Source organism: Actinoplanes sp. NPDC021490 (genome assembly GCF_055562135.1).
In genome coordinates this window covers 180,116-195,236 of the sequence record NZ_JBVHFW010000020.1, presented here as the reverse complement: position 1 = coordinate 195,236, position 15,121 = coordinate 180,116, and the positions used below count along the sequence as shown (strand labels likewise).

Annotated in this window: 8 protein-coding genes; 5 read left to right on the top strand and 3 right to left on the bottom strand. The window is 71.0% G+C overall.

Annotated features, from left to right (window positions below; translation table 11 throughout):
- Positions 1–15: 15 nt before the first annotated feature.
- Positions 16–1,206 (bottom strand): ROK family transcriptional regulator, encoded by a 1,191-nt coding sequence (locus tag ACZ3I4_RS39580; RefSeq protein WP_465387255.1) that lies wholly within the window; start codon positions 1,204–1,206, stop codon positions 16–18.
- 129 nt (positions 1,207–1,335) lie between these two features.
- On the opposite strand from ACZ3I4_RS39580, the gene ACZ3I4_RS39575 reads away from it, so the two are divergent.
- The 4 genes from ACZ3I4_RS39575 to ACZ3I4_RS39560 all read left to right on the top strand — a co-directional run bounded on the left by ACZ3I4_RS39575 (position 1,336) and on the right by ACZ3I4_RS39560 (position 4,472).
- Positions 1,336–2,772 carry a glycoside hydrolase family 3 protein gene (locus ACZ3I4_RS39575; protein ID WP_465387254.1) on the top strand — a complete coding sequence of 479 codons (1,437 nt, stop codon included), beginning with the start codon at positions 1,336–1,338 and terminating at the stop codon, positions 2,770–2,772.
- A 152-nt stretch (positions 2,773–2,924) separates the two neighbouring features.
- Positions 2,925–3,359 (top strand): hypothetical protein, encoded by a 435-nt coding sequence (locus ACZ3I4_RS39570; protein ID WP_465387253.1) that lies wholly within the window; start codon positions 2,925–2,927, stop codon positions 3,357–3,359.
- Complete coding sequence (locus ACZ3I4_RS39565; RefSeq protein ID WP_465387252.1) at positions 3,356–3,787, top strand: thiol-disulfide oxidoreductase DCC family protein; 432 nt, start codon at positions 3,356–3,358, stop codon at positions 3,785–3,787. Before ACZ3I4_RS39570 ends, ACZ3I4_RS39565 begins: the two co-directional genes overlap by 4 nt.
- Positions 3,768–4,472: a TetR/AcrR family transcriptional regulator gene (locus ACZ3I4_RS39560; protein WP_465387251.1), complete on the top strand. Its 705-nt coding sequence runs from the start codon at positions 3,768–3,770 to the stop codon at positions 4,470–4,472. Before ACZ3I4_RS39565 ends, ACZ3I4_RS39560 begins: the two co-directional genes overlap by 20 nt.
- A gap of 350 nt (positions 4,473–4,822) precedes the next feature.
- On the opposite strand, the gene ACZ3I4_RS39555 is transcribed toward ACZ3I4_RS39560, so the two are convergent.
- Together ACZ3I4_RS39555 and ACZ3I4_RS39550 are read right to left on the bottom strand one after the other, a co-directional pair.
- Positions 4,823–6,964: a heavy metal translocating P-type ATPase gene (locus ACZ3I4_RS39555; protein ID WP_465387250.1), complete on the bottom strand. Its 2,142-nt coding sequence runs from the start codon at positions 6,962–6,964 to the stop codon at positions 4,823–4,825.
- Between the two features lie 95 nt (positions 6,965–7,059).
- Complete coding sequence (locus ACZ3I4_RS39550; protein WP_465387249.1) at positions 7,060–11,991, bottom strand: NAD-glutamate dehydrogenase; 4,932 nt, start codon at positions 11,989–11,991, stop codon at positions 7,060–7,062.
- A gap of 210 nt (positions 11,992–12,201) precedes the next feature.
- On the opposite strand from ACZ3I4_RS39550, the gene ACZ3I4_RS39545 reads away from it, so the two are divergent.
- Entirely contained in the window at positions 12,202–14,169 is a 1,968-nt protein-coding gene (locus ACZ3I4_RS39545; RefSeq protein ID WP_465387248.1) for a penicillin-binding transpeptidase domain-containing protein, read from the top strand.
- Positions 14,170–15,121 lie beyond the last annotated feature (952 nt).

The following is a 15,121-nucleotide window of genomic DNA, read 5'->3' as shown; positions in this document are numbered from 1 at the left end:
CACGACGGTCGCGTCTCAGCCGGTGGTCGAACCGAACACCTCATCGCGTACGGAGGCGAGCGCGGTGTGCAGCGCGCCGTGCAGAACCGGCTCGGCCTCCACCCCGGTGATCACCACTTTGGGGTTGACCAGGGTGATCGAGGCCACCTCGTTCTCGACCCGGGCGGCCAGCGCCGGACCGCCGGCCTGCGACACCTCGCCGGCCAGCACGACCAGCGGCGGGTCGAGGACCACGCAGGTGGCGGCCACGCCGAGGGCCAGGCGGGCGGCCAGCTCGTCGAGCACCGGCTCGCCGGCCGGACCGGCCGCGACGGCGTCGCGCACCACGTCGGCCGCCTCCACGCCGCGGAAGCCGTACTTCTTGCCGATCGCCTTGACCGCGTCGGCGCCGGCGATGCTCTGGAACGCGCCGCGCACGCCACCCTTGGTCGCCTTGCGGCCCAGATGGCGGGGCACCTCGGCCCCGGCCACGGGCAGATAGCCGATCTCACCGGCGGCGCCCGTGCTGCCCTGGTGCAGGCGGCCGTCGATGACGCTGGCCAGACCGACACCGCGACCGGCCCAGATCAGCACGAAGTCCTTGACGCCGGTGGCCGCGCCCGTGGTCGACTCGGCCACTGCCGCCATGTTGACGTCGTTGCCGAAGACCACCGTCGTGCTCAGGTCGCGGCGCAGGTCGTCGAGCAGGCCGCGGTGCCAGCGGGGCAGGTCCCAGGCGAACGAGATCTCGCCGCTGGCCGGGTCGACCAGGCCGGGAGTGCCGAGCACGACCCGGCGTACGGAGGCCATGTCGGTGCCGGCGTCGGTCGCGGCCTGGACCACGGCGTTGTGCACCACGCCGACCGGGTCGTCGTTGTCCTTGGTGGACTGCTCGACCCGGCCGATGATCGAGCCGGTGATGTCGGCACAGGCCGCGACCACCCGATCGGGGCCGACGTCGACGCCGATCACGTGGGCGCTGCCGGGGGTCACGGCGTACAGCTGGGCGTTGGGACCGCGCCCGCCGGCCTGCTCACCGACCCGGCGCACGAGACCGCGCTGCTCCAGACGCTCCACGAGCTGGGACGCGGTGACCTTGCTCAGACCGGTCATCTCACCGAGCTGGGCCCGGGTCAGCGGACCGCGGTTGAGCAGCAGTTCCAGCGCCGCGCGGTCATTGAGCGCGCGCAGCAGCCGGGGCGTGCCCGGAAGCCGTGTGGAGGCCATGGCAGGATCCTCTACTTTTTAGGATAGTTTCCTATTAGATTAGCGGCGCCCCTGTAGCGGGCCCGACACCGAGCGATCATGGCAGCTCGCGGGGTGTAGAGACCAGACTTGCGTCACCGGAAGGACATCATGGCGATCGACCCCGCACTCCGGCGCCTCGCCCTCGGCACTCTGCTGGCGGCCTTCAAGGGCGAGACCCCACCCGACTGGGCGGTCACCCTCCTGGGCCAGGGATTGGCCGGTCACACCCTGTTCGGGACCAACGTGGCCGAGCCCGCACAGGTCGCCGCGCTGACCGCCCGGCTGCGCGAGGGCCGCCCGGACGCCCTGATCGCGATCGACGAGGAGGGCGGCGATGTCACCCGCCTGGCTCACCGCACCGGGAGCTCGTACCCGGGGAACGCGGCCCTGGGCGCGGTCGACGACGAGGAACTCACCCGCACGGTGTACGCGGCGATCGGCGCCGACCTGGTCGCCGCCGGGGTGAACCTCGACCTCGCGCCCACCGTCGACGTCAACACGGCCGACGACAACCCGATCATCGGCACCCGGTCCTTCGGCGCCGATCCGCTGCTGGTGGCCCGGCACGCGCGGGCCGCGGTGGACGGGTTGCAGTCGGCCGGGGTGGCGGCGTGCGCCAAGCACTTCCCCGGCCACGGCGCGACCGTCACCGACTCGCACCTCTCGCTGCCGACCGTCGACGTCACCCGCGACATCCTCGAGACGCGCGATCTGCCGCCCTTCGCCGCGGTCGCCGGGACGGCCAAGGCCGTCATGTCGGCCCACATCCGGGTGCCGGTGCTGACCGGGGACGACCCGGCCACCTTCAGCACGGCCGCCCTGCAGGATCTGCTGCGCTCGACGCTCGGCTTCGACGGCGTGATCGTCACCGACGCGCTGGAGATGGCCGGCGCCGCGGCCGCCGCCGGGGGCATCCCGCAGGCCGCCGTGCGGGCCCTGACCGCCGGCGCCGACCTGCTGTGCATCGGCGCCGAGGTGACCCTCGAGCTGGTGGAGGCCGTGGCCGACGCGATCGCCGCCGGCGTGCCGGTCGCGCGGCTGGAGGAGGCCGTCGCCCGCAACACCGCGCTCGCCTCGTGGACGGCGTCCCCCCGTACGGCCCCGGCCGTGGCCGGTGACCTCGGGCTGGCCGCGGCCCGCCGCGCGGTGCGGGTCGAGGGCTCGCTCACCGATCTCTCCGCACCGCTGGTCGTGCAGCTGGCGTCGGGCCACTCGATCGCCGAGGGCGTGGTGCCGTGGGGCCTGGCCCCGCACCTCGACGGGATCGAGCAGGTCGAGGTGGTGGCCGCCTCGGCCTCGGCCGCCCAGCTGACCGCCCACGCGGGCTCGCGGCCGATCGTGGTGGTGGGCCGGCACACCCACCGGCAGGAGTCGAACCGGACCCTGATCGAGCAGCTGTCGGCCGCCCACACGGTCGGCGTCGTCGAGATGGGCTGGCCGTCGACCTGGCGCCCCACGCAGGCGCGGGCCTTCGTCACCACCCACGGCGCCAGCCTGGCCAACGGCCGGGCCGCCGCCGAGGCCCTGGGACTGGCCGCGCTCTAACTCCTCCCCTTCCCGGGCGGCCCGTCTCGTACGGGCCGCCCGTTTTGCTTTTGGCCGTTCGCCTGACTGCCACGTCACACCACTTGAACATGTTCAACTGTGGGCCTTAGGCTGAGGACGTAAAGTTGAACATGTTCGAGAAAGGCGGGCCGATGGACCCGAAGGTCTGGATGTACCTGGTCTATCTCGCGGTGAGCATCGGGCTCACCGTCTGGGTGGCCACCACACTGTCGCGCAACGGCCTGGTCTTCCTGGCCGAGGTGTTCGCCGACGAGAAGCTGGCCAAGGCCATCAACCAACTGCTCGTCATGGGGTTCTATCTGCTGAACCTGGGCTACGTCACGGTCACCATGCGCTCGGGCCAGACGATCGCGGACACCAGCGAGGCGCTCGAGACCCTGTCCAGCAAGGTCGGCCTCGTCCTTCTCGTCCTGGGCGTCCTGCACTTCCTCAACGTGTTCTTCCTCGGCCGCTACCGCCGCGGGCGCCTTCGTCAGCAGCAGCCGGTGCCGCCGCTGCCGCCGGCCGGTCGTCTGCCGATGCACCCGCAGATGCCGCCGCAGGGCCCACCGCCGGCGCGGGCATGACCGAGCAGACGGGCCCGGCCGTACGAGGGGGCGGCCGGGCCATCACCTTCCTCACCGTGCTCTACGACGGCGGCTGCCCGATCTGCCGGACGGCGCGTAAGTGGCTCCAGGGGCGGGCCCAGCTCGTGCCGCTGGAATTCGTACCGGCCGGATCACCGGAGGCCCGGTATCGGTTTCCGGGACTCGACCACGAGGCGACCCTGCGGGACATCACCGTGATCGGCGACGAAGGGTCGGTCTACACCGGCGAGGGCGCATGGGCAGCCTGCCTCTGGGCACTCGCCGACTATCGGGCGCTGTCCGAGCGGATGGGCTCGGGTGCGGCCCGCGCGTTCATCGCCGCGGCGTCGGCGGTCAGAAGCCGTACGCGAGACTTCGGCGCCGAGGCAGGGGACTACGGTGACGGGTGTGACGACCGCTGCCGCTGAACCCGATCCCGCGGAAAAGCCTCGTCGGGCCCGGGGCGAGCAGACCCGTCAGCTGATCCTCGAGACGGCCCTGCGGTTGTTCCGCGAGCGGGGATATGCCGAGACGACCATGCGGGTCATCGCCAAGGAGGCCGGGGTCGCGGTCGGCAACGCATATTACTACTTCGACTCCAAGGAACACCTGATCCAGGGGTTCTACGACCGCAACCAGGCGGCACACCGGGCTGCCGCCGAGCAGGTGCTGACGACCGAAAAGGATCTGGCGCCCCGGTTGCGCGGCGTGCTGCACGCGGGCATCGACGTCAACGAGCCGTATCACTCGTTCGCGGCGACGTTCTTCAAGACCGCCGCCGAGCCGACGTCGCCGCTCAGCCCGTTCTCGAAGGAGTCGTCGCCGGCGCGGGAGGCCGCCATCGCGATCTTCCGCGAGGTGGTGGACGGCTCGACCGCGAAGCTCGACCCCGAACTGCGCAAGGAACTGCCCGAGCTGCTCTGGCTCGGCTGGATGGGCGTGATCCTCTTCTGGGTGTACGACAAGTCGCCCGGCCAGCGGCGCACGCGTCGCCTGATCGACGGCGCGGTGCCGCTGATCGACCGGATGGTGTCGCTGTCGCGGCTGCGGGTACTGCGGCCCGCGCTGCGGCAGGTGCTGGCCCTGATCGAGACCGTCCGTAAGGACGACTGATCACTTTCCGTAATGCATACTCGTCTTCACGGTGAGTAATTGACTTTCACCCTTTATGCCTTGCTGTCCAGAGATATCCGGATCTGTCGCCCGATCCGCGTTGTCCGAACGGCCATTTCCGGTACGGGAAGCTTCCGGCGTCCGCCCGCCGGCACGTAGCGTTATGTCCGCAGGTGGGTCTGGGGACGTCGCGAGCGACTCGGCCTTCGGGACCAGTTCGAGCCCTCGCGACGCAGACGGTGAGCCGGGCGCGGCAACGGATTTCGGGAGCAATCCGCCGCGACCCGGCTCACGCTGTCTGGGCCGCACTCACGCTGCCCCGGCCCGCACTCACGCTGCCCCGGCCACGCTCACGCTGTCTCGGCCGGCCGGAAGCGGCGCAGGCGCAGGCTGTTCAGCACGACGAAGACGCTGCTGAAGGCCATCGCGGCGCCGGCGATCATGGGGTTGAGTAGGCCGGCGGCGGCCAGCGGCAGGCCGGCGACGTTGTAGGCGAAGGCCCAGAACAGGTTGCCGCGGATGACGCCCAGGGTGCGCCGCGAGAGGCGGACCGCGTCGACGGCCGCGGTGAGGTCGCCACGCACCAGGGTCAGATCCGAGGCCTGGATGGCCACGTCGGTGCCCGCGCCCATCGCCAGACCGAGATCGGCCTGGGCCAGGGCGGCCGCGTCGTTCACGCCGTCACCGACCATGGCCACCGACCGGCCCCGGCCCTGCAACTGCTTCACAATGTCGACCTTGCCCGCGGGCAGCACCCCGGCCTCGACCTCGGTGATCCCCACCTCGGCGGCCACCGCGGCGGCCACGGCCGGTGAGTCCCCGGTGACCAGCATCGGGGTCAGGCCCAGCCGGCGCAGGTGGGCCACCGCGGCGGCGCTGGTCGGCCGCACGGTGTCGGCCAGCGCGATCCACCCGAGAGCCGTCCCGTCCGCGGTCACCTCGACCCACGTGGCCGCCTCGTCCCCGGCGTCCTCCGGCACGCCGGCGGCCACCGCGATCTCGCGACCTTCGACCTTTCCCCGTACGCCCACGCCCGCCGTCGCGCGGAACCCGGTGACCGGCGGCAGCGGGCCGGCCTCGCGGGCGGCGTCGGCGACGGCCCGGCCGATCGGATGCTCCGAGGCCGCCTCGACCGCCCCGGCCAGCCTCAGCGCGTCCGAGTCGCCGACGACCGCCGTCACCGACATCCGGCCCGTCGTCACCGTGCCGGTCTTGTCGAGCACGATCGTGTCCACGCGGCGGGTCGATTCCAGGGCCTCGACCCCGCGGATCAGGATGCCCATCTGCGCGCCCCGGCCCGTCCCGACCAGCAGCGCGGTCGGCGTGGCCAGGCCCAGCGCGCACGGACACGCGATGATCAGCACGGCCACCGCGGCGGTGAAGGCGGCGGTCGTGCCGCGGCCGGTTCCGAGCCAGAAGCCGAGCGTCCCCACGGCCAGCGCGATCACCACCGGGACGAAGACGCCCGAGATGCGGTCGGCCAGGCGCTGGACGGCCGCCTTGCCGTTCTGCGCCTCCTCGACCAGCCGCGCCATCTGCGCCAGCTGCGTGTCGGCGCCGACCCGGGTCGCGCGGACGACGAGCCGGCCACCCTCGTTGATCGTCGCGCCGGTCACCGGGTCACCCGGGCGCACCTCGACGGGAACCGATTCGCCGGTCAGCAGGCTGACGTCGAGCGCCGACGACCCCTCCACGACCACGCCGTCCGTGGCGACCTTCTCCCCCGGGCGTACGAGGAAAAGCGCGCCCACCGCGAGATCGGCGGCCGGAATCACCCGCTCGTGGCCGTTCTCGAGGACCGTGACGTTCTTGGCGCCCAGCGAGAGCAAGGCCCGCAGCGCGTCGCCCGCGTGGCGCTTGGCGCGCGCCTCCAGATAGCGTCCGGCCAGCAAAAACGTCGTCACCCCGGCGGCCGCTTCGAGATAGATCGCGTCCCCGTCGCGGGCGGTGAGCGAGAACGGGTGCGACATCCCCGGCATGCCCGCGTCGCCCAGGAACAGCGCCCACACCGACCAGCCGAAGGCGGCCAGCGTGCCGATCGAGACCAGCGTGTCCATCGAGGCGGCGCCGTGGCGCAGGTTGACGACCGCCGAGCGATGGAAAGGCCATCCCCCGTACGCCACCACGGGCGCGGCCAGGGTCAAGGACAACCACTGCCAGTAGTCGAACTGCCAGGCCGGCACCATTGCCAGGACGATGACGGGAACACTCAGCGCAGCGGAGATCAGCAGCCTGTCGCGGAGCGTGTCCCGGGCCGCCTCGGTTTTCGCCGCCTCCATCGGTTGCGGCTCGGCCGCCGTGTAGCCCGTCTTCTCGACCACGGCGATCAGGTCGGCGGCGGAGAGCGCGGCCGGCACCGTGGCCCGCGCCTTCTCGGTCGCATAGTTCACGGTCGCGACGACGCCGTCCATCCGATTCAGCTTCTTCTCGATGCGGTTGGCGCACGCGGCGCACGTCATCCCGCCGATCTCCAGCTCAATCACCCGCTCCATGCCCCTACCCTATACCCCTTGGGGGTACCTGCGACGCAGGCGGGCATGCGAAAGGGGCCGCACCCGGCGGCCCCTTCGCGGAAGAACTCCCTGTGTCAGGCGGCGGACGTCTTCACCAGCGTGCGGATCTGGCGTAGCAGCACGGACAGGGCGGCCAGCTCGGCCGGGGTGTCGGCCACGTCACCCATGGCGTTGGAGGCCCGGGCGATCGAGGCGGCGTTCACACGCTCCCACTCGGAGACGCGCTCGTCGGCGGAGGCGTCCGACGGGGTCGACTGCAGCACCTCGGCGGTCAGGGCGGCCAGCGCCGCGTACAGGTCGTAGCGCAACGCCATGCGGGCCAGCGTCTGCCAGCGGTCGCCCCGCGGGAGGCGCGAGATGTGCGACAGCAGCTGGTCGATGTGGAAGCGCTCGGACAGGGCGAAGTAGACCCCGGCCACCTCGACCAACGGCTTGCCCGTGCCACCCGCGGTCTCGAGGATGTCGAGGAGACCGAAACCGTAGTTGCACCAGGTGACCCGCTCGGCCAGCTCCATCGGCACGCCCCGGTTGACCAGCGTGGCGATGTGCTCGTCCATCGACCGGCGTTCGATGCCGCGCAGCACCTGCGGCATCTGCGGCAGCAGCGACTGGATGCCGGCGCGCAGCTTCGCGATCTCGGCGGCCACGTCGATCGGCGAACGGCGGGTGCTGACCACCCATCGCACGGCCCGGTCGAGCAGCCGCCGCGACTCGAGGAACACCAGCGTCTGCGCCTCGGTCGGCACCTTGTTGTCGAGCGCCTCGGCCGAGGCCCAGATGTCGCCCAGCCCGTACGCCTCCCGCACCACCGTGAAGGCCCGGATCACGTCGGCCGCCGAGGCCCCGCTCTCCTCCATCGCCCGATAGACGAACGACGTGCCGCCCCGGTTGACCACCTCGTTGACCAGCACGGTCGCGATGATCTCGCGGCGCAGCCGGTGACCGGTCATGCGCCCCGCGCACCGCTCGCGCAACGGGGTCGGGAAGTATCGCGCCAGCACCGCGTTGGTCCACGCCTCGTCGACGATCTCGTCGGCGAGCACCTCACGTTCCAGACTGATCTTCACGTACGCCAGCAGGACCGCGAACTCGGGAGCGGTCAGCCCCTCCCCGGCGTCGTAGCGGGCGGCCAGTTCGGCATCGCTCGGCAACGCCTCGAGCTCGCGGTTGAGCTGACCGCTCGACTCGAGATCGTCGAGCAGCCGCCGGTGCACCGGCAACAGCGAATGCGCCTGCGCCCGCGCGCTGCCGAGCGCGGTGGCCTGCTCGTAGTTGTCCCGCAGGACCAGCGCGGCCACCTCGTCGGTCATCGCGGCCAGCAGCTCGTCGCGTTCCGGCACGCTCATCTCGCCGTCGGTCACCGCGCCGCCCAGCAGGATCTTGATGTTGACCTCGTGGTCGGAGCAGTCCACCCCGGCGGTGTTGTCGATGAAGTCGGTGTAGATGCGGCCGCCCGTCCGCGCGAACTCGATGCGCCCGCGCTGAGTGAGCCCGAGGTTGCCGCCCTCGCCGACGACGCGTACGCGAAGCTGTCCGCCGTTGATCCGGATCGCGTCGTTGGTCTTGTCGCCCACGTCGGCGTGCGTCTCGGAAGCCGCCTTGACGTAGGTGCCGATGCCGCCGTTGAACAGCAGGTCGACCGGCGCGCGCAGGATGGCCCGCATCAGGTCGGTCGGGCTGACCGCGGACGCCTCGCCCAGGTCGAGAGCCGCCCGCACCTCGGGCGAGACCGGGATCGATTTCGCCGTACGGGGATAGACGCCCCCGCCCGGGCTGATGAGCGACTTGTCGTAGTCGTCCCACGACGAGCGCGGCAACTCGAACAGCCGCTTGCGCTCGGCGAACGACGTGGCCGAATCGGGGTCGGGGTCGAGGAAGATGTGCCGGTGGTCGAACGCGGCGACCAGCCGGATGTGCTCGCTGAGCAGCATGCCGTTGCCGAACACGTCGCCCGACATGTCACCCACGCCGACCACGGTGAAGTCCTCGCGCTGGGTGTCGACGCCCAGGTCGCGGAAGTGCTTCTTGACCGACTCCCACGCGCCGCGGGCCGTGATGCCCATCTTCTTGTGGTCGTAGCCGGCCGAGCCGCCGCTGGCGAACGCGTCGCCCAGCCAGAAGTCCTTGGACACCGAGATCTCGTTGGCGATGTCGCTGAACGTGGCCGTGCCCTTGTCCGCCGCGACCACCAGATAGGGGTCGTCGCCGTCGTGGCGCACCACGTCGCGCGGCGGGATGATCTTGCCGCTGAGGATGTTGTCGGTGACGTCGAGCAGCGCGGTGATGAAGCGCTTGTAGCACTCCACCGCCTCGTCGCGGTCGCCCGGCTTCTGCTTGAGCACGAAGCCACCCTTGGCGCCGACCGGCACGATCACGGCGTTCTTCACCATCTGCGCCTTGACCAGGCCCAGCACCTCGGTGCGGAAGTCCTCCCGCCGGTCCGACCAGCGCAGGCCGCCGCGGGCCACGGCGCCGAACCGCAGGTGCACGCCCTCGAAGCGAGGCGAATACACGAAGATCTCGTACTTGGGCCGGGGCTGCGGCAGGTCGGGAATGGCCTGCGGGTCGAGCTTGAAGGCCACGTACGACTTCGGGCGCCCGTCCGCGCCACGCTGGAAGAAGCTGGTGCGCAGCGTGGCCTGGATCAGGGTCAGATAGGACCGGAGGATCCTGTCCTGGTCGAGGCTCTCCACGTCGTCGAGCAGCGAAGTGATCTTTTCGACCAGCTCGTCGGCGAGCCGGCCGCGCTCGGTCTCGCCCGCCTCCAGCCTCGGCGAGAACCGCGTCTCGAACAGCCGGACGAGCAGGCGCGCGATCTCGGGATAGGCGATGAACGTCGATTCGAGATAGCGCTGCGAGAACACCGACCCGGTCTGGCGCTGATATTTCGCGTACGCCCTCAGCACCACGACCTGGCGCCAGGTGAGCCCGGCCCGCAGCACGAGCTCGTTGAACCCGTCGACCTCGGCCTCGCCCCGCCAGGCGGCCGCGAACGCGTTCTCCACCTGCGGGCGCACCTCGGCCAGCTCGCGATGCGCGGCCGGCGGTTCCAGCCCGAAGTCGTAGAGGTAGATCGTGCCGTCGGTGCGGCGGATCTCGTACGGCCGCTCGTCGATGACCTGGACGCCCAGCGAGTGCAGCACCGGCAGCACCGCCGAAAGCACCATCGGCTCGCCGTACCGGTAGACCTTGAACCGGATGTCGTGGTCGTCGGCCTCGAGCACCCCGTCCCGCCCGGGACGCCGCTTGCGGTAGAGGTGCATCTCGAGCTGCCCCTCCTCCTCGAGCAGCTCGAGCTTGGACAGATCCTGCATTCCCTCGTACGGGGTGTGGCCGTCCTTGTAGCTCTCGGGATAGGCCGTCGCGTAGCGCGAGAACAGGTCGCGCGCCGCCTCCTCGCCCAGCTTGCGCTCGAGCACCAGCGAGAAGTCGTCGTCCCACATGCGGGTGGCGTCGGCCAGCATCTCGGCCAGCGTGTTCGGGTCGATCTGGCCCGGCGGGTCGGCCGGGTCCGTACGCACGATGAAGTGCACCCGGGCCAGCATCCGCTCGGTCACCCGGGTCGTGTAGTCGACGCCGACACCGTTCAGCTCGCGGAGCAGGATCTCCTGCATGCGCAGCCGGTTGCCGGTCGTGAAACGGTCGCGCGGCAGATAGATCAGGCACGAGATGAACCTGCCGTAGCCGTCGCGCCGCAGGAACAGGCGCAGCTGGCGGCGCCCCGCCATGCGCAGGACGCCGATCACCGCCTCGTACAGGTCATCGGTCTTGATCTGGAAGAGCTCGTCCCTCGGGTACGTCTCGAGGATCTGCAGCAGATCTTTTCCGGAGTGCCCGCGCGGGGACAGGCCCGAGCGGTCGAGCACCTCGCGGACCTTGCGCTTGACCACCGGCAGCTCGCGCACGCTGGTGCGATAGGCCGACGAACTGAACAGGCCCAGGAAGCGGCGCTCGCCGACCACCTCGCCGGTCTCGTTGAAGATCTTGACGCCGATGTAGTCGAGATAGGCCGAACGGTGCACGGTGGCCCGCGAGTTGGCCTTGGTGATCACGAGCAGGCGCTTCTCGAGAGCCCGCTGGAACGCCTCGTCGGCCATCGTGGAGAGTTTGCGCGGCTTGCTGTCGCCGCGCAGGATGCCCAGCCCGCTGCCGTCGACGGCGCTGAGCACGTCACCGTCCAGGTGGTACTCGCGATAGCCGAGGAACGTGAAGTGGTCTTGGGCCAGCCACTTGAGCAGCTCGATCGAGTCGGTCACGTCCTTGTCGGGCACCGGCAGCTTGCGCTCGGATCCCCGGGCGGCGGCCAGCTCGTCGGCGATGACCAGGGCCCGCTGACGCATGCGGGGCCAGTCCTCGACCGCGTCGCGCACGTCGGTCAGCACCCGCCGCACCTCGTTGAGCAGCTGCTCGCGGGCCTCGGCGTTGCGGATCGGGTCGATCTCGATGCGGATCCAGCTCTCGACGAGATCGCCGTCGATCGCGTCGTCGGGCTCGACGTCGGCGGCCAGCTCACCCAGCGCGCCCAACGGCTCGCGGCGCACCACGATCAACGGGTGCACCAGCAGATGCACCTGTTGCTGATGGGCCGACAGCAGGGCGATCACGGAGTCGACCAGGAACGGCATGTCGTCGGTGACGACCTGCAGGATGGTGTGGCACTGCGACCCGCCCGGCGGCGTGATCGCCAGCTTCAGCTCGCCCGGCAGGCGCGTGGCGGCCAGCTCGCGGTGGCTGATCGCGGCGTCGTACATCTCCTGCGGGGTGAGCCCCACGAGTTCTTCGTCCGGCGCGAACCGCCAATACCGTCCCACCAGCGAGGCGGTGGCATGGTCGTCGCCGGCCACCTCCACAGCCTGGGCGATGAGCCGCTCCCCGTTGGGCAGCGTCTCGTCGAGCTCACCTTCCTCGGCGCTGGCGCCGAGGCGGCCGGTCAGGGCCAGGCCCGGTCCGGCGATGAGATCCTGGTCGGCATCGGATTCGGTTGCTGCCTCATCGGCGACAGCCATGGCTCAGGCGCTCCCCTCACCCACGACACTGTGGGTTCGAACGTGTCGAGGACAGCCTAGAGCCCCGCCCGGGGCCCTAGGACAGGCGCGGTACGAACGGTCCGTTGGGCGGGAGATTTGACCTATCTCACCGGAGTGGGGTCAGCGGAACGTGCATTCGTTCACTACCGTCACCAACGCAAAGGCCGATACCCGGCGAAAGGGGCCCTCATGCACCGCGGTCCGTACTTGTCCGTGCGCCGAGCCGTCGGCGCCGCCGCGACGTTGGCACTGGTTGCGGGTGGTCTGGCCGGGTGCTCGAAGGACGGCCCCGAGGGAACCCTGGAAGACTTCGTGGCCGGGTGGCGCGGCGGCGACCTGAGCAAGGTCGGCTTCGTCGGCGCCGACGGCGGCAAGATCGCGGCGCCGGCCGTGCTCGAGCAGATCAAGGCGATCTCGGGCGACCTGGCCCGGCAACCGCTCGCGGTCGCCGCCGACGGCGAGCCCAAGACCGACGGCGACAACGCGACCAGTGCCCTCAAGCTCGACTGGACGCTGCCCGGCGACGTCAAGTGGTCGTACCAGAGCACGGTCCGGCTCACCAAGCAGAACAGCGACGGCTGGCGGGTCGTGTGGGAACCGTCGGTGCTGCACAGCGACCTGACCGCGGGCGACAAGTTCCAGGTGGCCCGCCTGCGACCCGACCGCGCGAGCATTCTCGACGCCGCCGGGAAGCCGATCGTCACCCCGCGCACCGTGATCATGGTCGGCGTCGAGCCGCAGAAGGTCACCGACTTGGCCGCGTTGCGGGCCGGCCTGGCCGCCCAGTTCAAAAAGATCGGCGTCACGGTCGACACCGCCAACCTGGCCGACCGCATCAAGAATGCCAAGCCCGAGGCCTTCCTCGACCTCATCACTCTGCGCGAGCCCGACTACAACAAGATCCGGCCCGGGTTGCGGGCGTTGAACGGCACGGCCTTCATCAAGGAGGACCGCGACCTGGCCCCAACCAGGGCCTTCGCTCGCGCGCTGCTCGGCACGGCCGACGTCGCCACGGCCGAAGACCTCGAGAAGAACCCGCAGACGCTCGTCGAGGGCGACACCGTGGGTCACGGTGGGCTTCAGCAGAAATACGACATCGCGCTGCGCGGCACGCCCGGCGTCTCGATCGCGATCAGCGGCGGCACGGACGACGACGACGCGGCGGGCACCGGCACCGATACCGGCCAGGAAGAGCAGGTTCCCGAGGCGATCTTCACGACGGATCCGGTGGCGGGCAAGCCGGTCAAGACCACGATCGACGTGAAGACGCAGCTCGCGGCCGATCAGGCGCTGGCCGGCGAGAAGCAGCCGAGCTCGCTGGTCGCCATCAAGGTCAGCGATTCGTCGGTGCTCGCGGTGGCCAACGGGCCCGACGGCGGCACGGTCAACACCGCGCTCACCGGCCAGGTCGCACCCGGTTCCACGTTCAAGGCCATTTCCGCGTACGGGATCCTGCAGAAGAAGGTGGCGACGCCGAACACCGCCGTGGCCTGCCCCAAGATCGCAGTGGTCGGTGGACGCCAGTTCAAGAACTCCCACGACCTGGCCCTGGGCAGCGTGCCGTTCCACGTGGACTTCGCCAAGTCCTGCAACACGGCGTTCGTCGGGCTGGCCCCCAAGCTGGGCGCGGACGGGCTGCGCTCGGCCTCCGAGGCGGTGGGCCTGGGTGGCAAGTGGGATCTGGGCGTCGAGGCGTTCAGCGGCAAGCTGTCCCCCGCCGACAGCCCGACCGAACTGGCCGCGGCCACCTTCGGCCAGGGCGCGACCGCGGTCAGCCCGCTGGCCATGGCGGGCGCGACGGCGGCGATCGCCCGCGGCCAGTTCAAGCAGCCCAAACTGGTGCTCGACCCGGCTCCGGCCGCGGCCGCCCCCGACGGCGCCGCCCTCGACAAGCCGGCCGTGACCGCGCTGCACACGATGATGCGCGAGGTGGTGACCGGTGGGACGGCCACCGCCCTGCGTGACACCCCCGGCGGTGCGGTCTTCGGCAAGACCGGCACGGCCGAGTTCAGCGAGGCCACCGAGGACACACACTCGTGGTTCATCGGCTACCAGGGCGATGTGGCTTTCGCGGTGATGGTCGAGAAGGGCGGGGCCGGCTCCGAGGCCGCGGTCCCGATCGCCGAACGGTTCCTGCGCAACCTCGCCGCGAAGTAACCGCTCAGGATCCGGCGACGTCGGCCGGCGCCCCCGGCCCGAGGTCGAAGGCGGGGCGCTGGGCCGGCAACGAGAACGGCTCCTCGTCGTGGGTGCGCGGCCGCAGCATGCCGGGCCGGGTGGCGGGCAGCGGCTCGGAATCGAGCAGCGGAGCCTGACCGAGGGGCCGGGGCATCAGGCGCGGCGGCGGGTTCTCGCCGTCCGCCTCGTCCACGCCCTCCTCGGCGCCTTCGGGCTCGGCCCAGTGATCCGCCTGAAGCTCTTCGACGTCGGCCGGATCCGCGTCCCCGACCGGCTCGGAGTCCTCGCCCCAGTGATCCGCCGGCTCACCCTCGGCCGGATCCGCGCCATCGAGGGGCTCGATGCCCTCGTCCCAGTGATCTGTCGGCTCGGCCGCGTGCGTTTCGGCGGGGTTCTGGTCGTCGCCAGCTGCTTCGGCGTCCCAAGCCCCGTCGCCGGGGCGGGCGTCCTCCGCGGAACCGTCCGGGCCCCCGTGCTCAGAGCCTTCCGGGCCCCCATGCTCGAAACCTTCCGGGCCGTCATGCCGGGAGTTTTCCGGGCCGTCATGCTCGAAACCTTCCGGGCCGTCATGCCCGGAGCCTTCCGGGCCGTCATGCCGGGAGCTTTCCGGGCCGTCATGCCCGGAGCCTTCCGGGCCGTCATGCCCGGAGCCTTCCGGGCCGTCATGCCCGGAGCCTTCCGGGCCGTCATGCCCGGAGCCTTCCGGGCCGTCATGCCCGAAGCTACTTTCCGGGCCGTCATGCCCGGACGTGAGCTCGTCGGCCTCCTCAACCCCGAGCAGCGTCGTGGCGGGAATGGCGACTTCGTCCGGTGCAGCGGGCACGCCGTCCGACATCCCGGCGGCCGCCAGCGAAACGCTCTCGGCCGCAGCGTCGGCCCGGCGCTGCTCCCGCTCGTGCTGCTCCCGCTCGTGCTCGTCCTCGGGATCGGG